At 63.3% G+C, this 22,859-nt stretch carries 18 protein-coding genes and 1 pseudogene; 9 read left to right on the top strand and 10 right to left on the bottom strand.

Annotated features, from left to right (window positions below):
* Positions 1-33 precede the first annotated feature (33 nt).
* From PI93_RS08955 to PI93_RS08975, 5 genes and pseudogenes are all read right to left on the bottom strand, one after another.
* Positions 34-759 (bottom strand): annotated as a pseudogene (locus PI93_RS08955) (amino acid ABC transporter permease); the annotation flags it as partial.
* A 36-nt stretch (positions 760-795) separates the two neighbouring features.
* Complete coding sequence (locus PI93_RS08960) at positions 796-1,518, bottom strand: amino acid ABC transporter permease (RefSeq protein ID WP_039367486.1); 723 nt, start codon at positions 1,516-1,518, stop codon at positions 796-798.
* Between the two features lie 79 nt (positions 1,519-1,597).
* Positions 1,598-2,443 carry an ABC transporter substrate-binding protein gene (locus PI93_RS08965; protein ID WP_039367489.1) on the bottom strand — a complete coding sequence of 282 codons (846 nt, stop codon included), beginning with the start codon at positions 2,441-2,443 and terminating at the stop codon, positions 1,598-1,600.
* Between the two features lie 229 nt (positions 2,444-2,672).
* The gene (locus PI93_RS08970) at positions 2,673-3,059 is read right to left on the bottom strand and encodes a YXWGXW repeat-containing protein (RefSeq protein WP_039367859.1); all 387 of its coding nucleotides are present in this window, start codon (positions 3,057-3,059) and stop codon (positions 2,673-2,675) included.
* A 192-nt stretch (positions 3,060-3,251) separates the two neighbouring features.
* Positions 3,252-3,653, bottom strand: a complete 402-nt coding sequence (locus PI93_RS08975) for a tautomerase family protein (protein WP_039367492.1) — start codon at positions 3,651-3,653, stop codon at positions 3,252-3,254.
* A 123-nt stretch (positions 3,654-3,776) separates the two neighbouring features.
* Between PI93_RS08975 and PI93_RS08980 the strand changes: the two genes are divergently transcribed.
* Positions 3,777-4,661 (top strand): LysR family transcriptional regulator, encoded by an 885-nt coding sequence (locus PI93_RS08980; protein ID WP_039367861.1) that lies wholly within the window; start codon positions 3,777-3,779, stop codon positions 4,659-4,661.
* Here PI93_RS08980 and PI93_RS08985 read toward each other — a convergent pair.
* Positions 4,648-5,517 (bottom strand): MBL fold metallo-hydrolase, encoded by an 870-nt coding sequence (locus PI93_RS08985; RefSeq protein WP_039367495.1) that lies wholly within the window; start codon positions 5,515-5,517, stop codon positions 4,648-4,650. The two genes, PI93_RS08980 and PI93_RS08985, sit on opposite strands and share 14 nt — an antisense overlap.
* 112 nt (positions 5,518-5,629) lie before the next feature.
* Between PI93_RS08985 and PI93_RS08990 the strand changes: the two genes are divergently transcribed.
* The 3 genes from PI93_RS08990 to PI93_RS09000 are packed head-to-tail and all read left to right on the top strand — an operon-like array spanning position 5,630 to position 6,883.
* The gene (locus PI93_RS08990) at positions 5,630-5,989 is read left to right on the top strand and encodes an ArsR/SmtB family transcription factor (RefSeq protein ID WP_080759071.1); all 360 of its coding nucleotides are present in this window, start codon (positions 5,630-5,632) and stop codon (positions 5,987-5,989) included.
* 13 nt (positions 5,990-6,002) lie between these two features.
* Positions 6,003-6,449, top strand: coding sequence for a YeeE/YedE family protein (locus PI93_RS08995; protein WP_039367497.1), 447 nt, complete (start codon positions 6,003-6,005; stop codon positions 6,447-6,449).
* Positions 6,446-6,883 (top strand): DUF6691 family protein, encoded by a 438-nt coding sequence (locus PI93_RS09000; protein WP_039367499.1) that lies wholly within the window; start codon positions 6,446-6,448, stop codon positions 6,881-6,883. Before PI93_RS08995 ends, PI93_RS09000 begins: the two co-directional genes overlap by 4 nt.
* A gap of 72 nt (positions 6,884-6,955) precedes the next feature.
* On the opposite strand, the gene PI93_RS09005 is transcribed toward PI93_RS09000, so the two are convergent.
* Entirely contained in the window at positions 6,956-8,290 is a 1,335-nt protein-coding gene (locus tag PI93_RS09005) for an MFS transporter (RefSeq protein WP_052240507.1), read from the bottom strand.
* 123 nt (positions 8,291-8,413) lie between these two features.
* Positions 8,414-9,022, bottom strand: coding sequence for a GNAT family N-acetyltransferase (locus tag PI93_RS09010; protein ID WP_052240479.1), 609 nt, complete (start codon positions 9,020-9,022; stop codon positions 8,414-8,416).
* 880 nt (positions 9,023-9,902) lie between these two features.
* Here PI93_RS09010 and PI93_RS09015 point away from each other — a divergent pair.
* On the top strand, positions 9,903-10,193 hold the full coding sequence (locus PI93_RS09015) for an H-NS histone family protein (protein ID WP_039367503.1): 291 nt from the start codon (positions 9,903-9,905) through the stop codon (positions 10,191-10,193).
* A gap of 351 nt (positions 10,194-10,544) precedes the next feature.
* Here PI93_RS09015 and PI93_RS09020 read toward each other — a convergent pair whose 3' ends face one another.
* Together PI93_RS09020 and PI93_RS09025 are read right to left on the bottom strand one after the other, a co-directional pair.
* Positions 10,545-11,819, bottom strand: coding sequence for an ATP-binding protein (locus PI93_RS09020; protein ID WP_039367505.1), 1,275 nt, complete (start codon positions 11,817-11,819; stop codon positions 10,545-10,547).
* A 121-nt stretch (positions 11,820-11,940) separates the two neighbouring features.
* On the bottom strand, positions 11,941-12,660 hold the full coding sequence (locus tag PI93_RS09025) for a response regulator (protein ID WP_036663232.1): 720 nt from the start codon (positions 12,658-12,660) through the stop codon (positions 11,941-11,943).
* Between the two features lie 601 nt (positions 12,661-13,261).
* Between PI93_RS09025 and PI93_RS09030 the strand changes: the two genes are divergently transcribed.
* The 4 genes from PI93_RS09030 to PI93_RS09045 all read left to right on the top strand — a co-directional run bounded on the left by PI93_RS09030 (position 13,262) and on the right by PI93_RS09045 (position 22,748).
* Complete coding sequence (locus PI93_RS09030; RefSeq protein WP_080759072.1) at positions 13,262-14,620, top strand: MdtA/MuxA family multidrug efflux RND transporter periplasmic adaptor subunit; 1,359 nt, start codon at positions 13,262-13,264, stop codon at positions 14,618-14,620.
* A 79-nt stretch (positions 14,621-14,699) separates the two neighbouring features.
* Complete coding sequence (locus PI93_RS09035; protein ID WP_039367513.1) at positions 14,700-17,879, top strand: MdtB/MuxB family multidrug efflux RND transporter permease subunit; 3,180 nt, start codon at positions 14,700-14,702, stop codon at positions 17,877-17,879.
* Entirely contained in the window at positions 17,876-21,049 is a 3,174-nt protein-coding gene (locus PI93_RS09040; RefSeq protein WP_039367516.1) for a multidrug efflux RND transporter permease subunit, read from the top strand. The genes PI93_RS09035 and PI93_RS09040 overlap by 4 nt, the downstream gene beginning before the upstream one ends.
* Positions 21,050-21,248: 199 nt before the next feature.
* Positions 21,249-22,748: an efflux transporter outer membrane subunit gene (locus PI93_RS09045; protein ID WP_052240480.1), complete on the top strand. Its 1,500-nt coding sequence runs from the start codon at positions 21,249-21,251 to the stop codon at positions 22,746-22,748.
* Positions 22,749-22,859: the final 111 nt, after the last annotated feature.

The raw sequence follows: 22,859 nt of genomic DNA on the forward strand, positions 1-22,859 counted from the left end.
CCCCGGTAAGCGTGGCAGACGCATCGACGTGATGCGCTGCCAGCCGCGCCGGGGCTTTTCCATTTCCGCGAGGTCTGCCTCCGGGCGCAGCGGCTTGCCGAGCAGTGTGGTGCATCCCCATTCGAGCGCGCTGCACATCACGAAGTAGATCAGTGCGACGAACGCGAACACTTCGACCGGATAGACCATCAGGCGGCTGTTGACCTGGGTGGCGACGAAAGACAATTCCGCCACGCCGACGATGTACGCGAGCGAGGTGTCCTTGACCAGCGACACCCACTGATTGATGAACGACGGCGTCATGATGCGCAGTGCCTGCGGCAGTACGATGTGGCGCAGCGTCTGCGCGCGCGTGAGTCCGAGCGACATGCCCGCCTGCCACTGCGCGATGCCCACGCCGCGAATCCCGGCGTAGACCGTATGCGAGAGGTACGCGCCGCCGATCAACGCGAGCGCGCAGGCTACGGTAGCGAGTCCGGGCACGTTGACGTCGAACAGGATCGGCAACAGGAAGTATGTCCAGAAGATCAGCATCAGCACGGGAATCGCACGGAAAAAGCCGATCACGAAGGTGAGTATCCAGCGGGCCGGGCCACCGAGCATGGCGAGCGCGATGCCACCCGCCAGTCCCAGCATCCCTGAGGCGAATGCACTGATCGTGGCGAGCACGAGGGTGAGCGCGGCGCCCGAGAGTGGGCCGTCGGGAAAGTCGCCCCACAGCAGGTAGGGCAGGTTGTCGAATACGGCGGAGAAATGCATGGCGAGGGTGTCCGGGAGGGCTCTGTGTCGTCTGTCTCAGCGCGACGGCGCCGCCGCATGGCGATGCGTGGTGGCGACGCTCACCGCCTCGATCAGCGCAATCGCGCCGATATAGAGCAGCGTAGCGATGCCGAATGCCTGAAACGTCTTGAACGTTTCGGTCTCCACTTGCCGGGACGCATACGACAGTTCAGCGAGCCCGATCGCCATTGTCAGCGACGAATTCTTCACCACATTCATGTATTGGCCGAACAGTGGCGGCATGGCAATGCGCACGGCCTGCGGCAGCACGACATGACGAAAGACGGCGAAGCGGCTCAGCCCGAGGGCCGCCGCCGCTTGCGTCTGCCCGGCGGGCACGCCGCGCAGTCCGGCGCGAATTTCCTCGCCGATGAAAGCGGTCGTGTAGATCGTGAGGCCGACGAAGCCGGCGAGCGTCTCGAGCGTCGGCCAGCGAATGTCGAACAGCACCAGATGCCAGCGATGGGGCTGGGAGAGCCACAGCACGGCGTCGGCCGGCAGCAGCGCCGCTACGCCGAAGTACCAGAAGAACAATTGCACCAGTAGCGGGGTGTTGCGCATGAGCGCAACGAACGCGGTGGCGGGACGCACGAGCAGTGCGTTACGCGAGTTGCGCGCCAGTGCGAGTCCGAAGCCGAACCCGGTGGCGGCGGCGCTCACGGCAATCGCGAGGGCGAGCGTGACGCCGAAGCCTTGCAGCAGCCAGCCGACGTATTTCGGGGCGAGCCAGTCGATCATGACGGTGTTTCCAATGCAAAACGCCGGGTGCGCACGAGGGGTTCCCCTCGTGCGCCCCGGCGAGGCCGACGGGCAAGCGTCAGGCCTTGTCGCCGATCTTGAACAGTCGCGGCAGCGGTTGGGCCGTGTTCGGGCCGAACCAGCGGTCGTAAATGTTGGCGGCGGTGCCGTCCTTTTCGAGCCCGCGCAGCGTGTCGTTCACGAATGCCGTCAGGCGTGCTTCCCCCTTGGGAACGCCCACGCCCATGTAGTCGTTCGAAATCGTGAACGCCGGGATTTCGTAGTTCTGCTTGTCCGGCACGTTGGCGAGCAGACCGACGAGCTTCGGACCATCCTGTGTGATCGCCTGGACGGTGCCGGTGCGCAGCGCGGCGAATGCGAACGGCGTGTCGTCGAATGCGACGATCGTTGCATTCGGGAATTTCTCGCGCAACGTGATTTCGTTGGTCGTGCCCTTGTCGGCGCCAATGCGCAGCGCGCTCAGTTGGTCCGGCGACGACAGCGTGCCCTTCTTCGCGAGGAATTGCTGACCCGATGAGAAGTACGGAATGCTGAAGTCGATCTGCTTGGCACGCTCGTCCGTGATGGTGAAGTTCGCCAACACGAGGTCGACTTTCTTCGACGTGAGGAACGGAATGCGGTTGGCCGGATTCGTCGGCTGAATTTCAAGCTTCACGCCGAGCTTGTCGGCCAGCGCCTTGGCGTAGTCGACGTCGAGACCGACGATCTTGTGCGACTTCGCGTCGACATAGCCGAACGGCGGATTGCTGTCGAACGTGGCGACGCGAAGCACACCGGCTTTCTTGATGTCGTCGAGTTTGTCGGCGTGCGCGGCGAGCGGCGCGAGGGCCACCACGGAAAACAGGGCGGCGGCGAGGGTGGAAACAGCGAGTCGTGCGCGTGGTTGGCGAGTCTTGTTGTGCATGGCCTGTTGGGCTCCGTTGTGCGTAGATCCGTCTCGAGGTCCCGGTCTTGCCAACGCAAACGTCGGACAGACGTTGGCGGGGACCGGCCGCGGGTAGCAGCGAGCGGGTTCTCTACGATAACGGCGCACCGTCGCGCGCCCAACCAATCGATTTTTCTTAGCAAAACGCCGGCGCTGATAAGCGCCGGCGTTTGTGTGGATCCGATGCGTCACACGAATGTGACGCGGATCAGCCGTGGTGATCGTGGCCGTGGTCGTGATCACGATCGTGATAATCGTCACGATGATCGGGGCCATGACCGTGATCGCCATGATCCCAGCCGCCACGGTTCAATTCCCAGCCGTGCGGACCCTGATGCCAGGCCGGCGAGCGATACGCGTAGCCCGGACGTTCACGTTCCCAATGACCACCGCGCCACTCGTGGCGATGGCCATCCCAGTCCCAGAAGCCCGGTGCCCACACATACCCCGCGCGCGGCGGCGGGACCGGCTCGTAACGCGGCGGCGGCGGTGCGCCGATACTGATGGAAACGCCCACCTGAGCGTGGGCCGGCACCACGGCGATACCGCCGAGCGTGGCAGCCACGAGCGCAATGGTCAAAGTCAGTTTTTTCATATTCGCCCCCTTGAAAGCGATGTTTTGGTACGTCTTCATCCTACGAGGGGAATGGCGCGATGACGAAGCAAATAGTCGTAAAAAAGTGTTGGAAATGTTTCGTTCCATTCGCTGAAAAGCCGCATGAACCGGACGTTCGCACAGTCCGGCAAGCGGTCGGGATTGCTTGCCGGACAGGGCGAGAGGCGAATCTCATGCTTTTGACGCGTGTTGATGCCGATATTCCTGTGTCCGTCCGCCGTAACCGTAGGCGGCTGCGCGGGCGTCGATCACGTGAATGTAAGAGCAAGGATGCACGTTACCCAGCAGCCCGGACAGGGTTTCGAAGACTTGCGCAATGAACTGCGCCTTCTCCGCTTTCGTGTTCGTCTCGTCCGTCACGCTGATATCCAGATGGAATGCGTTTTTGCCTTGCTCCGAGAGTGGTGCGCCACCGATGAACCAGCGCTCGTGAGGAAGGTAATCGACGGTCACGGCAATGACTTCCGGCGCCTTGTGCAAGGTATCGACGGTCAGTTGCGACACAGCGCGCACGGCCTCGCGGGACAGCGTGTCGTTGGGCGTGCCAGAGAGTTGCAGAACGATGTGCGGCATGGTGTGACTCCCAAACGTTGAGTGAAGTGTGAAGACAACGACACCAGTCTAGGGAGATGATTGACATCGGAAAAGCGGGAATTTACGATGCCATCCATCGGTTTCTTAAATGGGTGTGTCATGGTGCCGGGATTCGATTTCGATCAGTTGCGTACCTTCGTCGCCGTGGCCGAGGCGGGGAGCCTGTCGGCGGCCGCACCGCGTGTCTTCCTGTCGCAGTCTTCGGTGAGCGAACAGGTCCGCAAGCTCGAGGAGCGTGTTGGTGTGATGTTGTTCACCCGCGGCAAGCAAGGGGTCGCGACGACGCCGGCGGGCGAGCGCCTTCTGACGCATGCACGGCAATTGATCGCGCAATCCGAGCGGGCATGGCATGACGTGCGTGGCTTTTCGCTTGCGGGTGAACTACGGCTGGCCATCACGGACTATTTCCGGCCTGGCGATGTGGCGCGCATGCTGCGGCACCTGAGCGTGGCGTATCCGTCGCTGCGCATTCACGTCACGATTCTGAAAAGCGGGGTGATCGAGTCGGGTTACGACGTTGGCGACTTCGACATCGGTTTGTCGATGCGCGTGCTTGGCAAGGCGCTCGGCCGCGACGCGGTCGCGGACACCCGCCCACTGGGGCGCGAGTCGCTTGACTGGGTCGCGTCGCCGGATTTCGTGCTGGAGGAGGGGGTGCCGCTACCCCTGTTGGTGCTCCCCGATACCTGCGCGCTTCACCGCTTCACCACGCAATGGCTCGACGAGCATCGCGTGCCTTACACGATTGCACATGTTGCGTCAGGCGTTGCGGGATTGCAGTTGGCGTTGAACGCGGGGCTTGGGGTGGCGTGTCTGAATGCATCGGCGGCCGGCCCGGCGCTCGCACGTATCGAGACGTTGATGCCCGGGCGGCGTTTGCCCCGGCTGCCGGATGCCGAGTTCCATCTGCTGCCCGCGCGCCGTGGCGAACCCGAATGGGTGACGCAGGCGCGCGATGCGTTGGCCGAACAGCTTACAGCGCGTTGAGCGGGATCTTCAGATAGCGCGTACCGTTGGCCTCCGGCGGGGGCATGTCTCCGGCGCGGATGTTGACTTGCACGGCGGGCAGAATCAGCGTGGGCATGTCGAGCGTGCGGTCGCGGGCTTCGCGCATGGCGACGAAGGTATCTTCGTCGATGCCATCGTGCACATGGATGTTCGCGCGGCGCTGTTCACCAACGGTCGTTTGCCAGTTCGCGGCGCGTCCCGAGGGCGGATAGTCGTGGCACATGAACAGACGTGTCGATGCCGGCAGTGCCAGCAAACGGCGAATCGAGCGGAACAGCGTGTGGGCATTGCCGCCGGGAAAGTCGCAGCGCGCGGTGCCGACATCGGGCATGAAAAGCGTGTCGCCGACAAAGACGGCATCGCCTACGCGATACGCCATGTCGGCCGGCGTATGGCCCGGCACGAACATCGCCTCGGCCTGCAAGGCGCCAATGGCAAACGTCTCGCCATCTTCGAACAGATGGTCGAACTGCGAGCCGTCCGGCGGTACATCGGCACCCAGATGGAACAGCTTCTTGAAGACGTGCTGAACATCGCGGATGTGCGTGCCGATGGCAATGCGCCCGCCCACGTGCTCCTTGAGCCAGCGCGCCGACGACAGATGATCGGCATGCGCGTGCGTCTCGAGGATCCAGTCGACAGTGAGCTTCTGTGCTGCGACGTATTCGAGGACACGCTCGGCCGACCCCGTATGCGTGCGGCCAGCCTTCGGGTCGTAGTCGAGCACGGGATCGATGATCGCCGCGTGACCGCCCGGCGCATCGAACACGACGTAAGTCACCGTGGCGGTGGCAGTGTCGAAAAAGGCTTCGATGTTTGCTGGCGTGGCTGACATGGACCGGCTCCTGCGAAAATTTATCAATTCATATATTATAAATCAGTAAAGTGTACGCAATGGACGTGACATCTCGTCGCGCCGTGACTTTCTGATTCGTATCGATCCTGCCATGCCCCGAGTGACTGCGCTATCCCCTGTCGAGCGGGCGAGCGTCCGCGCGGACGTCGCCCCGCTGGATATTGCGCGACTGCGAACCGCCGCGCGCGACGCCACGGCACTGCTGCGTGCGCTCGCCAACGAAGACCGTCTGCTGATCCTGTGCCAGCTCACGCAGGGGGAGTTGTCCGTCGGCGAGCTGGAAGCGCAACTCGACATCCGGCAACCGACGCTCTCGCAGCAACTCGCCGTGCTGCGCACCGAGGCGCTGGTGAATACGCGTCGCGATGGCAAGCGCATCTACTATTCGGTCGCGGATGGGGCCGTGCTTGCGGTGCTGGCTTGCCTTTACGATCAGTTCTGTCCGAAATAGAGGGACACCCCCAATGCATCTCGACACGCTTCACTTCACCCCCTGGACCGCATTGGCCGGTGGCGCGCTGATTGGACTCGCGGCCGTCTGGCTGATGCTCGCGGTCGGACGCATCGCAGGCATCTCCGGCATCGTCGGCGGCTTGTTGCGGCCTCGCGGCGGCGATGTGGGGTGGCGCATCGTCTTCATCGTCGGCATGATGGCGGCGCCCTGGGGGTACCGCGCGGTGGCCGTCGTGCCCGAGGCGCAGATCGACGCCGGCACGGCCATGCTCATTGTGGCCGGCTTGCTGGTGGGTTTCGGCACCCGGCTGGGATCGGGATGCACTAGCGGTCACGGGGTCTGCGGTCTGTCGCGCTTGTCGTGGCGATCGCTCGTCGCCACGTTGTGCTTCATGGCAACGGGTGTCGCGACGGTGTTCGTCGTGCGCCATGTCCTGAACGTGGGAGGTGTCGCATGAAGAAGCTGTTTTTCGCATTCATCGGCGGCCTCGTGTTCGGGCTTGGGCTGATCCTTGCGGGCATGGCGAATCCGGCGAAGGTGCTGGGTTTTCTCGACATCGCCGGCAAGTGGGACCCATCGCTGGCCTTCGTGATGGGCGGGGCCATCGCTGTGGGGCTGGTCGGGTTCCGTCTGGCGCACAAGCATGCACTCGCCTGGACGGGCGAGCCACGCGTTTGGCCCGCTTTGCATGGTCTGGACAAACGGCTGGTGTTCGGCGCGTTGCTGTTCGGTATCGGCTGGGGGATCGCCGGCATTTGCCCGGGCCCGGCGCTGGTGCTGCTGGGTGCGGGGTCCGGCAAGGCACTGTGGTTCGTGGCCGCGATGGTCGCGGGTATGGCGCTTCACGTGTTGCTCTCCCGCGTGAGCGCGAAGTCGGACGAAGCGAAATAAGGCGCGCAAGTCAGCGCGTCAGGACGCAAAGCAGGGCACTGGGCAAGGCAGATTCGACGCCGTGCCTGCCGCTCAGTGCTTGCGTGCCAGCTCTGTGCCCGCGTCTGCAGGCAACTGCCGGGTGACGGGGATCGACAGCCAGGAGAACAGCCCGATCACGAGAAATGCCGGAAGAAAGTCGCTGGCCGTCAATTGCTCATGGCCCGCTAGCCGGCTGCTTGCCTGTAGCACCATCCCCGAAATCGTCACACCCAACCCAAGCGATAGCTGCTGCACAACGCTGGCAAGACTTGTCGCGCGGCTAGCGTCGGCACTGGCAATGTCGGCGTACACGATCGAATTCAGGCAAGTGAATTGCAACGACGGGAAGAAGCCACCGAACGCCACTACGCCGAGCATGACGAGGACCGGCGTGTTGTGCGTGAACAGCCCGTAAGACGACAACGCCAATCCGGCGAGTGCCGCATTGACGATCAGCACCCGGCGGAAGCCGAATTTCGCCAGCACCCGTTGCGCAATCGCCTTCATGAAAATCGCGCCAAACGCGGACGCGCAGGTGATCATGCCGGACTCGAACGGGTCCATATGCAACCCTTCCTGCAAGGCCAGCGGCAGCAGAAATGGCACGGCGCCCAGGCCGATACGGAAGAGCGAGCCGCCAACGACACTGGCGTGGAACGTAGGAATGCGCAGGAGACGGAAGTCGAGCAGCGGCGCTTGCACGCGATTGGCGTGCCGCCAGTAGGCGTAGGCAAACAGGGCGCCCAGCCCACACATGGCGATCACGACACTGTCGGCCACCTGATGTTCGCCAATCATGGCCAGCCCGAGCATGAGCAGGCCGCTCCCCAGTGCGGAGAGCACGAAGCCGAGTGTGTCGAGGCGTCCCGCGTCGCCGCCGCGCTCGTTGTCGATGTACTTGCCCGCAAGGTAGATGCCCAGCAGGCTGACCGGAATGTTGATGAAGAAGATCCAGCGCCAGTGCAGATAGGCCGTGATGGCGCCGCCAAGCGGCGGGCCGATGACCGGACCGAGCAGAGCGGGCATCGTGAGATAGCCGATGGCCTTGACCAGGTCGTGCTTGGGCACGGCGCGGAAGATCACGAGACGCCCGACCGGTACCATCATCGCGCCGCCGACGCCCTGCAGGAAACGGGCGAAGACGAACGTCGGCAAGGAAAACGACAACGCGCACAGAATCGAGCCGGCCATGAAAATGCCGATCGCGGTACGAAAGACGTTGCGCGCACCGAAGCGGTCGGACACCCAGCCGCAGATCGGAATGAAGATGCCGAGCCCGACCACGTAGGCGGTGAGCGCCATCTTCAGCGAGATCGGGTCCTGATGGAGGTCGCGTGCCATGGCGGGCAGCGAGGTAGTGATCACCGTCGCGTCGATGTTCTCCATGAACAGGGCGCAAGCGATGATGAGCGGGATGATGACGGCGCGCGACACGATGGGGGGACGGCTGGCGCAAAGACTCGGATTGTCCCACGAATTAAGCGCATGCTTCAATCGCGAAGGCGACGCTCACCGCTTGTCGGGCGCCAATTCGTTGGCGTCGAGTCGATACAGGACATGACGGCGAAGGCGATGACCCGTCGGAATCAAGGGGTGCAGGAAGTCTTCGTCGGGGCAGTGGCGCATGCCGATACGTTGCATGACGGCTCTCGAGCGCACATTGGCGGGAACGGTGAACGAGACCAGCCCGTCCAGACCCAGCGTGCCAAACGCGAACTGCACCGCCGCGTTTGCCGCTTCCGTTGCATAGCCCTTCGACCACCACGCGGATGCCAGCCGCCAGCCGATCTCGACGGCCGGTACGAAAGGGGCGTCGAAGCCGACGCGCATCAGGCCGACGAAACCGGCGAACGGCGTCACCCCCGGAATCTCCAGCGCCCACGGGCCATAACCATGCGTCTCGAGATGTCGCGCCAGCCGCAGGGCGACGGCATCGCTCTGTGCCCGATCGAGCGTCGTTGGAAAGTGGCGCATGACGTCGCGATCGGCGTTGAGCGCGGCAAAAAGCGGCAGATCGTCGGTGCGCCACTGACGCAGGATCGTACGTTCGGTGGTGAGCGTCGGGGCGGGGGAGCCGAAAGGCGAGTGCGAATCTGCGGCAATGGTCGGCGTCGTCATGCGTTCAAAATTCCTGTTGAATCAGTTCGAATTCAGATGGCAATTGCCGATCATGGCAAATCAGGATTTGCTTAATTTCATCGATGCGATCGCTATTTTTTTGCGGGGAGCCTGACACCACGGGCATCGACGAGACATTGCATACCGATGAATTGTCTTATCTTACGAAAACTCTTTCGATTCGGGAAATGACATCGGCGCATGAGAGTGACGTATACGTCAACAAATGGGAAAGCGTGTCGCTTTGTCCCGATTTATCGGTATCCCGTCTCGCGGATGGCGACCGAAAGCCTATTGCCCGTGATATTCGCAAAACGCACATTGCGAGCAAAGATGCGTGAGGCGTGTGCCGATACCAATCGGGCGTCGGACCAAAGCCGCCTAATTCCCAGGGCCAATTCTCAACTCGAGCTATCCGTAAATCTTCGCGACGGATGCGAAAAGTCCGAATGGGCAGACTGCTTCGGATCACAGAATGATCGGATTGCACTTAAATATTTTTGATCGTATATCTTGAGGCGTCGAGCGATCAAAATGTCGACGCTACGGGCGAGGGAGCCCTAGCCCGGCAAATCCTTACCAAATCTTGCAGGATGGCGCGTGAACCTATAGTGCCGCGTGGAGTCCTGATCACTGTGCGCAGAATTCCCTTCCCATTGCGAGGGAATTGACACCGCTTATCGAGGGATATCGGCAACGCGGGCGCCGTGGTAATCGTGGATTGATGCCCCGATCCTGTGCATTTTCTGAAGTTCAGATCGGACAATTCAATGAAATTTGTGCGTTCTCAGACTCATTTCACGGAAATGCTGTTTTCCAATTATTAAAACTCGTGCTATTTTAAGTGGCGATCCATTTTAACAACGTAAGGACACGCCAGATGGCAAGCTATAAGGAACTCGTCGCGCAACGCGAAAAGATCGAAAAGCAAATCGAAGAGGCCCGGACCCGCGAAGTGGCCCAGGTCATCGCCGAAGTCAAACAGAAGATCCAGGAATACGAACTCACCGCGAAGGATCTGGGTCTTGCCACGACGGACGGCCGCCGCCGCGCTGCTCGTGCACAGATTGCGCCGAAGTATATGAATCCGACCACTGGCGAAACGTGGTCGGGCCGTGGCCGCGCGCCGAAGTGGGTCGGGAAGAACAAAGAGAAGTTCTTGATCAAGTAATTTGCCGGCGAGAGCCGGACTGGCATTGCCGGTCACATGCCAGGGAGGTCGGGGAGCCGACAGTCGCTGTGACACCCTAAGGTCATAGCGCTTTGCCATCTCCACCGTGTCCCTGAGAGCAGTAAAGCAGCAGCCCAGTTATCGTTTTGCCCCCCAACCTTGGATCGCCTGGCTGTGGCTTGATGTGATGCAGTGCCTGAAATGACAAAACCCGCCGTTCGTTTATCGACGGCGGGTTTTGTCATTGTGCGGGAATTCACGCGCGCGACGCGCGGTGCAGCAACGCCGGTCGCCCGATCTGGCCTGCGCGCCCACCTCGAACGGCTGGCGTTGACGGGCGTGTTGCGCGGCTTACTCTGCGCCCGGGTCGTCCGGCGGGAACATCAGCGTGACCTGCAAACCACCCGTGGGCCGGTTGGTGAACGAGACGCACCCCCCCAATTGCTGGGTCAGTTTGTCGACGATGGCCAGTCCAAGCCCGCAATGGGCGTTGCCGCCACGCGCCGGATCTAGGCGCACGAAAGGCCGCACGATCCGGTTGATGTCGTCATTCGGAATTCCCGGCCCGCTGTCTTCGATAACGAGACGCCAGCCGCTGGCATCTTGCGACGTGCGAATGGCGAGCGGAGCCCGGCCGTATGTCACCGCATTGTCCAGCAGGTTGTTCACGATCCGCTCGAGGTAGGTCTGGCGCAGCCTGAAGCCGGGGCCGGCCTGCAAATCCAGTTCGATGGCGTAGCCCTGATCGAGGAACGGTGCAATCAGCGCAGGAATGCGCGCTTCGACCGGCGACGCCGCGCTATCCATCTCAACGCCACGCGCAAACAGCAGGAACTGATCGACGATGCGGGTCATCGATTCGGCGTCGCGCGTGATGCCCTCGCTCATCTGCACGTCGTCGAGCATTTCGGCGCGCAGTCTCAATCGCGCGAGCGGTGTCTTCAGATCGTGGGCGATACCGGCCAGCATCGTATTGCGCTCGCGGTCGGTCTGGACGATGTCGTGACTCATGCGATTGAAACGCTCGGTCAACTGGCGAAGCTCCAGCGGGCCTCGCTCCTTGACCTGCGTTCGAACACGATGCGTCGCGAGTTGTTCGGCCGCGGCGGCCATATCCCGCACCGGCCGCTGCAACTGCCAGGCGGCAAACAGCGCAAAGATGACGGTAATCCCCAGGACCGCAGCCAGCCCCGGCAGAATCGTGGCCGTGCCCGGCGGGTTGCGCACAGACAATACCGGCGTGGCGATCCAGTAATCGCGACCCGGCAGACGCGCCCAGATGCGCGGCGGCGGTGTGCGTTCGACGCGCAATTGCGTGCCGGCGGGCAGACGCCGGGCAAGCTCGGTCGTCAGACGGGCGTTCTTGCTGGTCGGCTCGAACACGTCGCCATGGGCGAACGAGACCGGCACGACCTGCACGAGATCGGGCAGCGAGAGCGTCGAGTTGCCGTCGTGCACTTCCGACGCGGCTTTGATGATGAACGCCATTTGCTCGGCGGCGTTTTGCACGCGCGTGTCGTCATGATCGCTGCGCAGGATCGTGAGATACGAGAAATGGCTGATGACCAGCGCAGCAATGATGAGCAACGCCAGTCGGCCAAACAGGGTGTCGAAACGGCCTTTCATACGATGCTCCGCATGTGGGCCGGGATAAGCGGTGTCGGCGTCATGCCGGAGTCCTTCTCAGACCGGAAGAAAATGCCTTCGAACGGGACGACGGCGATGCGTCGCGTCCGGTACCGGTCGATCAACCGGTGGCCATATCGGCGCGTTGGCCGTCAGGTACGAAGATGTAACCACGCCCGCGCACGGTCTGGATAAAGCGCGGGCTCTGTGCGTCCTCGTCGAGCAGACGGCGCAAGCGCCAGATCTGCACGTCGATGCCGCGGTCGTTGACGTCGCTGTCGGCGCCGTAGAGCAGTTCGATGATGCGCTCGCGCGAGAGCACCTGCATGGCGTGGTTCACCAGCAGGCGCAGCAAGCCGTATTCGCCGTCCGAGAGCGTGAGCAACTGCGCATCGCGGGTCAGCGTGCGGCTGCGGAAGTCGAGCACGAACGGGCCGAACGTGTAGTTCTCGCGTTGCTCGGGCACAGCGGCGTCGGGCGTCTTGCGACGGCGCAGCACGGCGTTGATCCGGGCCAGCAACTCGCGCGGGCTGAACGGTTTGCCGAGGTAGTCGTCGGCACCGATTTCCAGTCCCACGATGCGGTCGATCTCGTCGCTGCGCGCCGTGAGCAGGATGACCGGCACATCGTCGTTGCGTGCACGCAGATCACGCAACGCCGTGAGGCCATCGACCTTGGGCATCATCAGGTCGAGCACGATCAGGGCCGGACGCTCACGCTCGAGGCGTGCCGCTAGCCCGTCGCCATCGTGCATCACCGCGACCGAGAAGCCGTGGCGGCTCAGGTATTCGCGCAGCAGATCACGCAGATCGGGATCGTCATCGACAACAAGAATCTTCATATTCGTTCGGACAGGTAGTGTCGTCATGATAGTGGCCTCCCCGCGCGGCTTGACACGCGTTTTGTTTCCGGACATTACAGTCTTGGTCGTCTGTAACGATGCGTAATAATAGAGCCAGCTTCGGTTACGCACGAATTTCGTCCTCATCACGTAAGCTTCGCTCTGCTCAATACGCGGTCGTTCGCGGCAGTTTCGCGACTGTTTTGCAGGGGCCTGGCTGCAATTTCACTGCCGTGCGAGCGGCAGATTCCGCACACCCAATCGCACCTCTCGCACCGCGAGAGCGCTGCGACAAGGCATTGCAGGGAATGCCGACGCTGCCAGACACGTCGCACCGAGGGCGGCGCGAACCATCGGCCGCGCCACCGGTCTCTCAGCAGCGAGCTTTTCGCTTATCTGCACGGAAAGCCGATGTAATCAGCGATCGCATCGGGCTTTCACGACGGTCTGCTATGCTGATCAGCCAAGACCGGCGCAAGGCGCCGCCCGGAGCGATTCCAGGGGCTGCCGAGCCATTTGCCGCGCCGCAGCAATCAGACAAAAAAAGTATGTCGTCCGCATCGGACGAATCCGCTAACTACTCCGCTGTTACGAGGAAGTCATGACCGAGCACGGTCCCCACGGTTCGGAACCACCGAACGGTTCTGATCGGCCCACGCCACCCAATCCCGGGGCGCAACGCAGCACAGGGGCAGTCCAGGCGTCTTCACGCACGCGCCGCTGGCTCGTGCCCGGCGTCATCGGGCTGATCGTCGTGCTCATCGCGGGCGGTGTTTACTACCGGCTGCATTCCCAGAACGCGCAAGGGCCTGCCCAGGCGGGCGGTCGGCGCGGTGGCCCCCCGGCCGGCATGGCCGGGGCTGGCGCACCTGCCACGCCGGTCACGGCGGTCGAGGCGAAGACGGGCGATCTGCCGGTCTTCCTCAACGGATTGGGCACCGTCACCCCGACGCGCAGCGTCACTGTGCATTCGCGCGTCGACGGTCAGCTCATGAAGGTGCACTTCAAAGAGGGCGACATGGTCAAGGAAGGCCAGTTGCTTGCCGAGATCGATCCGCGCCCGTTCCAGGTACAGGTCACGCAGATGGAAGGGCAACTTGCCCACGATCAGGCATTGCTCAAGAACGCCCAACTCGATTTGGCCCGTTACGAGACCCTCCTCAAGCAAGACTCGATCGCCGGACAGACGGTCGACACGCAACGCGCACTCGTCAAGCAGTACGAAGGGACGGTGAAGTCCGACGAAGGCCAGCTCGGCAATGCGCGTCTGCAATTGAGCTACGCGAGCGTGACTGCCCCCGTCTCGGGGCTGGCAGGCCTGCGTCAGGTCGATCCGGGCAATATCATTCACGCGTCAGACACCAACGGTATCGTGATCATCAATGAGGTCACGCCGATCACCGTCGTCTACACCATTCCCGAAGACAACCTGCCGAAGGTGGTCAAGCGTTCGCGCGGCGGCGAGACGCTGCTGGTCGAAGCCTTCGACCGCGCCGGCAAGATCAAGCTCGCGAGCGGCAAGCTCGCCTCGATCGACAACCAGATCGACACGACGACCGGCACCGTGAAGCTCAAGGCCGAGTTCGCCAACAACGAGGGCCTGCTGTTCCCGAACCAGTTCGTCAACGTGAAGATGCTCGTGGACACGCTCAAGGGCGCCACGCTGATTCCGAGCGCGGCCGTGCAGCGCGGCACGCAGGGCAGCTTCGTCTACGCCGTACAGCAGGATCAGACCGTCAAGCTCAAGACGGTGAAGCTCGGGCCGACCGATGGCACCAATGTGGCGGTGGAGTCGGGCGTGGCGCCCGGCGAGAAGCTCGTGATCGACGGCATGGACAAGCTGCGTGACGGCGCCAAGGTCGAGGTGATCACGGCCGAGAGTCGCGCGGCGGCCGTCGCACCGCGTGCCCCGGGCGAAAAGCGCAACGGCAACGGCGGGCATCGCCGTCCGGCGCAATAGGACGCCGTCGCGTGATCTCACGCGACGCCATCGCGCTCATGCCCGACCACGCCCCCAGAGACGCCCTTCGACGTAGCCAATGAATCCGTCCCGCCCGTTTATTCTTCGACCGGTCGCCACATCGTTGCTGATGCTGGCGATCCTGCTTGCCGGTTTTGTCGCCTACCGGTTGCTGCCGCTCTCGGCGCTGCCGGAAGTCGACTATCCGACCATTCAGGTGGTCACGCTCTATCCGGGGGCGAGTCCGGACGTGATGACCTCGTCGGTCACGGCCCCGCTGGAGCGTCAGTTCGGCCAGATGCCGGGCCTGAACCAGATGTCCTCGACCAGCTCGGGCGGCGCGTCGGTGATCACGTTGCAGTTCTCGCTGGACCTCGGGCTGGATGTCGCCGAACAGGAAGTGCAGGCCGCGATCAACAGCGCCAGCAACCTGCTGCCGAGCGATCTGCCGATGCCGCCGATCTACAGCAAGGTCAATCCGGCCGACACGCCGATCCTGACGCTGGCGATCATGTCGAAGACCATGCCGCTGCCCAAGCTGGAAGATCTGGTCGACACGCGTGTCGCGCAGAAGATCTCGCAATTGCCGGGCATCGGTCTGGTGAGCATTTCGGGTGGCCAGCGTCCGGCCGTGCGCATTCAGGTCAATCCGCACGCGATTACATCGTATGGGCTGAACATCGAAGACGTTCGCACCTCCATCGCGGCGGCCAACGTCAATCAGGCGAAGGGGAGTTTCGACGGCCCGCTGCGCGCCTCGACCATCGACGCCAACGATCAGCTTGCCTCGGCCGATGAGTATCGCAATCTCGTGATTGCCTATAAGAATGGCGGCCCGATTCGTCTGTCCGACATTGCCGACGTCATCGACGGCGCAGAGAACACCAAGCTCGCCGCCTGGGCCGACACCACACCGGCCATCGTGCTGAACGTGCAGCGCCAGCCGGGCGCGAACGTGATCGAGACGGTCAACAAGGTCAAGGCGCTGCTGCCCCAGTTGCAGGCGGCGTTGCCGGGCAGTATCGACGTCAAGTTGCTCACCGACCGCACGACGACGATCCGCGCCTCGGTCTCCGACGTGCAGTTCGAACTCATTCTCGCCGTCGCTCTCGTGGTGATGGTGATCTTCCTCTTTCTGCGCAACGTCTCGGCGACCATCATTCCGAGCGTGGCCGTGCCGCTGTCGCTGGTCGGCACGTTCGGCGTGATGTATCTGGCGGGCTTCTCGATCAACAATCTGACGCTCATGGCGCTCACCATCGCGACCGGCTTCGTGGTCGACGATGCCATCGTGATGATCGAGAACATTGCGCGTTACATGGAGCAGGGCGAAAAGCCTTTGCAGGCGGCGCTCAAGGGCGCAGAGCAGATCGGCTTCACCATCATTTCGCTCACCTTCTCGCTGATCGCCGTGCTGATTCCGCTGCTGTTCATGGGGGACGTGGTCGGCCGCCTGTTCCGAGAATTTGCGATCACGCTGGCGGTGTCGATTCTCATCTCGGCCGTGGTGTCGCTCACGCTCACGCCCATGATGTGCGCGAAGCTGCTGCGTCATGTGCCGGAAGAAAAGCAGGGCAAGTTCTATCGCAAGACCGGCGAGATCTTCGATCGCATCATCGCGAAGTACGGCGAATGGCTCACGTGGGTGCTCGACCGCCAGCCGGCAACGCTGCTCGTGGCCCTCGGTACGCTCGTGCTCACGGTGCTGCTGTATCTGTGGGTGCCCAAGGGCTTCTTCCCGGTGCAGGACACGGGGGTGATTCAGGGCATCTCCGAGGCGCCGCAGTCGATCTCGTTCGCCGCCATGGGCGAGCGGCAACTCGCGCTGGTGGCCAAGGTGCTGGAAGATCCGGCCGTCGAGTCGGTGTCGTCGTTCATCGGCGTGGACGGGGTGAATGCCACGCTCAACAGCGGGCGTCTGCTCATCAACCTGAAGGAGAAGGGCGTGCGCGGGCTCGACGCCTCGGAGGTCATCCGCCGCATTCAGCCCGAAGCTGCGAAGGTGCCGGGCATCACGCTCTACATGCAGCCGGTGCAGGATCTGACCATCGAGGACCGCATCAGCCGCACACAGTATCAGTTCACGCTGCAAGATCCGAGTCTGGATACGCTCGGCATCTGGGTGCCCAAGCTCGTCGACAAGTTGCAGCACGTGCCGGAACTGGCCGACGTCACGAGCGATCTGCAAGTCAACGGATTGCAGGCGTATGTGGAGATCGATCGCGATACGGCGAGCCGTCTGGGCGTCACGCCGTCTGCCGTCGACCAGACGCTTTACAGCGCGTTCGGCCAACGGCTGATTTCGACGATTTACACGCAGGCGTCGCAATACCGCGTGGTGCTCGAAGTCGCAGACGACTTCCAGCGCGGGCCCGATGCGCTCAAGGGGATTTACGTCGCGTCGTCCTCGGGCGTGCAGGTGCCGCTCACGTCGTTTGCCAAGATCGTGGAAAAGCCTACACCGCTGGCGATCAACCATCAGGCGCAGTTCCCGTCTGCGACGATTTCGTTCAACCTCGCCAAGGGCGCGTCGCTGGGTGATGCCGTGAAGGCGATTACGGCTGCGGAAGCGTCCATCGATCTGCCTGTGAGCACGCAAACGACGTTCCAGGGGGCGGCGCAAGCGTTCCAGGCATCGCTCTCGAATACGCTGTGGCTGATTCTCGCGGCGGTCGTGACGATGTATATCGTGCTCGGCGTGCTGTACGAGAGCTATATCCACCCGATCACGATTCTGTCGACGCTGCCGTCGGCCGGTGTGGGCGCGCTGCTGGCGCTCATGGTCTCGGGCAACGACATCAGCATCATTGCAATCATCGGCATCATCCTGCTGATCGGTATCGTGAAGAAGAACGCCATCATGATGATCGACTTCGCGCTCGAGGCGGAGCGCGAGCACGGCATGGCGCCGCGCGAGGCGATCTATCAGGCGTGTCTGCTGCGTTTCCGTCCGATTCTGATGACGACGATGGCGGCCGTGCTGGGTGCGCTGCCGTTGATGCTGGGGTCGGGCGTGGGCTCGGAGTTGCGTCAGCCGCTGGGGATCACGATGGTGGGCGGGCTGATGGTCAGTCAGGTGCTCACGCTCTTCACCACGCCGGTGATCTACCTGTGGTTCGACCGTTGGGCCGCGCGCGCGCGCGCCTGGCGTGAGCGGCGCTTCGGCACGTCGGACGATCACGAGCACGGCGACGATGGCGATCACGGCAAGCCGGGCGGCAGCACTGGCCCGGCCACGACGGACGGCCCGACGCGATGAACCTGTCGGCCGTCTTCATCCGGCGCTCGGTCGCGACCGTTCTGCTCACCATCGGGGTGACGCTGGCAGGCATCGTCGCGTTCGGGTTGCTGCCGATCTCGCCGCTTCCGCAGGTCGACTTCCCGACGATTTCCGTCTCGGCGTCGCTGCCGGGCGCCAGCCCCGAGACGATGGCCGCGAGTGTGGCCACGCCGCTCGAACGCTCGCTCGGCCGGATCGCCGGCGTGACGGAAATGACGTCGAACAGCTCGTTGGGCTCGACCCGCATCACGCTGCAATTCGATCTCTCGCGTGACATCAACGGGGCCGCCCGCGATGTACAGGCGGCCATCAACGCGGCGCGCAGTCTGCTGCCGTCGGGACTGCCGAGCAATCCGACCTACCGCAAGGTGAACCCGGCAAGCGCGCCGGTGATGATCATTGCGCTGACCTCGGAGAGCATGACGCGTGGGCAGATGTACGACGCGGCGTCGACCATTCTTGCGCAGAAAATCTCGCAGCTCGAAGGCGTGGGCGATGTGACGGTGGGGGGCAGTTCGTTGCCGGCGGTGCGCGTCGAGCTCAACCCGACGGCGCTCAACAAATATCAGATTCCGCTGGAAACGGTGCGCACGGCGATTCAGGCGGTCAACGCGAATCGCCCGAAGGGGGCGCTCGAAGACGGCGACCGGCGCTGGCAGATTCTGGCCAACGATCAGGCGAAGACAGCGAAGGAATACCTGCCGGTCATCGTCACGTATCAGGACGGCCGGCCGGTACGTCTGGCCGACATCGCCGACGTGGTCGATTCGGTGCAGGACGTGCGCAATGCGGGGTCGGCCAACGGCAAGCCGTCGGTGCTGCTCATCATCACGACCCAGCCGGGCGCGAACATCATCGAGACGGTCGATGGCATCAACAGGATCCTGCCGAATCTGCGGGCGTCGATTCCGAGCGCGATCAATCTCGACGTGGTGATGGACCGCACGCCGACGATTCGCGCGTCGCTCAGGGAAGTCGAGCGCACGCTGCTGATCTCGATTGCGCTCGTGATCATGGTGGTGTTCCTCTTCCTGCGTAACTGGCGTGCCACGCTGATTCCGAGCGTGGCCGTGCCGGTCTCGCTGATCGGTACGTTCGGGGTGATGTATCTGTGCGGTTTCAGTCTCGATAACCTGTCGCTTATGTCGCTCACGATCGCGACGGGGTTCGTGGTGGACGACGCCATCGTGGTGCTGGAGAACATCTCGCGCCATATCGAAGAGGGACTGAGTCCGTTCGCGGCGGCGCTCAAGGGCACGCGCGAAGTGGGTTTCACCGTGCTCTCGATGAGTATTTCGCTGGTGGCGGTGTTCATTCCGTTGCTGCTGATGGGCGGCATCGTGGGGCGTTTGTTCCGTGAATTCGCAGTCACGCTCTCGGCCGCCATCATCGTCTCGCTGGTCGTTTCGCTGACGACCACGCCAATGATGTGCGCGCGCCTGCTCAAGGGCAAGCCGGCGCCGGGCGTGCCGCCCGGCACGGCGCCTCTCGCGCCGGAACCGCCGCCGCGGCCGTCCATCTGGACACGCATGGGCAACTGGACCGAGCGCGGCTTCGACGCCATGCTGCGCGAGTACGAACGCTCGTTGTCATGGGCGTTGCGTCACGGGCCGCTGATGTTGCTGATCCTGCTGGCGACGATCTGCCTGAACGTCTGGCTCTACACCGTGGTGCCGAAGGGCTTTTTCCCGCAGCAGGACACGGGGCGGATGATTGGCTTCATTCAGGCCGATCAGGCAATCTCGTTTCAGGCGATGGAGAAGAAGCTGGCCGACTTCATCAAGATCGTGCAGGCCGACCCGGATGTCTCGACCGTCACGGGCTTTACCGGCGGTTCGAATCGCAACGGCGGCTCGATGTTCGTCACGCTCAAGCCGCTGGGCGAGCGCAAGGTTTCGGCCGATCAGGTCATTGCGCGCTTGCGTGGCAAGCTGGCCAAGGAGCCGGGGGCGATGCTCTACCTGCAATCGGTGCAGGATATTCGCGTGGGCGGGCGCTCCAGTAACGCGCAGTATCAGTACACGTTGCAGGCAGACGATCTTCAGCAGTTGCGCGAGTGGGAACCCAAGGTACGCAACGCCATCTCGCGGCTGCCGAATCTCGTGGACGTGAATACCGACCAGCAGGACAAGGGACTGCAGACGACGCTCGACGTCGACCGCGATCAGGCCTCGCGGCTGGGGCTCACGATGAGCCAGATCGACAACGTGCTCAACGATGCGTTCGGGCAGCGTCAGGTCTCCACCATCTACAACCCGCTCAATCAGTACAAGGTCGTGATGGAGGTGGCGCCGCAGTGGTGGCAAAGTCCCGAGTCGCTCAAGGACATCTATGTCGTGACGTCGGCCGGGGCGCAGGTGCCACTCTCGGCGTTCGCGCGTTACCGTCCGACGAACACGGCGCTGGGTGTCTCGCACCAGGGGCAATTCGCGGCGAGCACGATCTCGTTCAATCTGCCGCCGGGTGTCTCGCTGTCCGAGGCGCAGGCGTCGATCAACGACGCCGTGGGCCGGCTCGGCATGCCCACGTCCGTACAAGGCAGCTTCCAGGGCACGGCACAGGCCTTCCAGTCGGCACTGTCGTCGCAACCCATTCTGATTCTGACGGCACTGCTCACGGTGTATATCGTGCTGGGCGTGCTCTACGAGAGCTACATCCATCCGCTCACCATTCTGTCGACGTTGCCCTCAGCGGGTGTGGGAGCGTTGCTGGCCCTGCTGCTGTTCAATACCGAGTTCAGCATCATCGCGCTGATCGGCGTGATTCTGCTGATCGGTATCGTGAAGAAGAACGCGATCATGATGATCGACTTCGCACTCGATGCGCAGCGGCGTCAGAACATGCCGCCGCGCGAGGCGATCTATCACGCGTGCGTGTTGCGCTTCCGTCCGATCATGATGACGACGATGGCGGCCATGCTGGGGGCGATTCCGCTGGCGCTGGGCACCGGCGACGGCGCGGAGCTGCGTCAGCCGCTGGGGATCTCCATCGTGGGTGGCTTGCTGGTCAGTCAGGTGCTCACGCTTTATACGACGCCTGTGGTGTATTTGTATCTCGACCGTGTGCGCTCGCGCTGGGCGCGATGGCGCGCGCGCGGCCGGGGCGACCAGGGCGATCAGCGCGACATTGGGGAGGTGGGACATGGCTGATGCCATTCGTTGCCTGCCCCGCTTGCGCCGCGTGCTTTCATGTGCGCTTCCCCGTGCGTTTTCCGAAACTTTTGTCCCGGCCGATGGGCCGATGTCTGCCATGTCCCGACCTCAGAATCGTCAAATGTTCACCGTTCGTTCTCACGCGGGAACCGCCGCGGCAGCGGGGCGAGGGCGTGGCCTGTCGGGATCTGCGCGCATGCGCCGCACGGCCACATTCCTTGCGGCGAGCGCCGTGTTGTGGCTCGCCGGCTGTGCCGTGGGGCCGGACTATGTACGTCCGGACATCGACACGCCGGCGGCATTCAAGGAAACGGGCGACTGGAAGCTCGCCGAGCCCAGCGACGCCGAGTCCAAGGGCGAATGGTGGGCGATTTATCAGGACCCGGTGCTCTCCGAGCTGATGGCGCAGGTCGACGTCAACAATCAGAACATCAAGGTGGCCGAAGCGAACTACCGGCAAGCGCTGGCTGTGGCCTCGCAGGCGCGTTCCGCCTTCTTCCCGACGATTGGCGCCGACGCGGGGCTCACGCGCGCCAGTTCGCGTGTGAGCAGCACCGCCGTGAGCGGATCGGGGGTAGGCGGCATTTCGAATAGCTACAGCCTGTCGGGCACGGCAAGTTGGGAGCCGGACATCTGGGGCAGCGTGCGGCGTTCGGTCGAGGCGGGCAACGCCAGTGCCGACGCGAGTGCAGCCGATCTGGCCAATGCGCGTCTGTCGGCGCAGGCGCTGCTCGCGCAGAATTATTTCGACCTGCGCGTGACGGACGCACAGCGAGCGCTGCTGGAGCGCACGGTTGCAGCGTACGAGCAGACGCTCAAACTGACGCAGAACCAATACGCTGTAGGCGTGGCGCAGCGCTCGGACGTGATTCAGGCGCAAACGCAGTTGCAATCGGCGCAGGCGTCCGCCATCGACATCGAGGTCACGCGTGCACAACTCGAACACGCGATAGCGCTACTCGTGGGGAAAGCGCCGGCCGCCTTTACGCTGACGGCGGCCCCGTTGCGCGCCGCGTTGCCGCCGGTGCCGGTGAGCTTGCCGTCGACATTGCTGGAGCGCCGGCCGGACATTGCGTCGGCCGAGCGTTCGGTGGCGGCGGCCAACGCGAAGATCGGTGTGGCCAAGGCGGCCTTCTTCCCGACGCTTTCACTCGCGGCCACGGGCGGCTTTCAGAGCGGTAGCTTCGCCAACTGGCTGACGTTGCCGAGCCGCTTCTGGTCGGTTGGCCCCGCGCTGGCAGCCACACTCTTCGACGGCGGCTTGCGCCGCGCGCAGACCGATGCCGCCATCGCGGCCTACGACGCACAGGTCGCGACCTATCGTCAGACCGTCCTGTCGGCGTTCCAGGCGGTGGAAGACAATCTCGCCGCGCTGAACTATCTGGGACGCGAGTCCGTCGTGCAGAATCAGGCCGTACAGTCCTCGCGCGAAGCGCTGCAACTGATCCTCAATCAGTACAAGGCGGGCACGGTCGGCTTTCAGAACGTGTTGACGGCGCAGGCGACCGCGTACACCACAGAGCGTACGGCGCTGACGATCCTCGGCCGTCAGTTCACGGCGAACGTTCTGCTCGTGACGGCACTCGGCGGCGGCTGGCATGGCTTGCCATCCGAGGGTGCAAGCCGCGGTGCAACGCAAGCCACGACAGCTTCCGGCGCCGTCAGCCCGGCCCAGAGCGGCGGCACGCAGGAGTAGCGCACCCCGTCGGATGGCCTCGCCGCTGGCCGATCGAATGCGGATTCGATCGGTCGCGCCTGCGCGTCTCTCGTTGTCCGACTACGCATTTTCCGAAGCTCACAACGCGCG

This window comes from Pandoraea fibrosis, assembly GCF_000807775.2.
GTDB lineage: Bacteria > Pseudomonadota > Gammaproteobacteria > Burkholderiales > Burkholderiaceae > Pandoraea > Pandoraea fibrosis.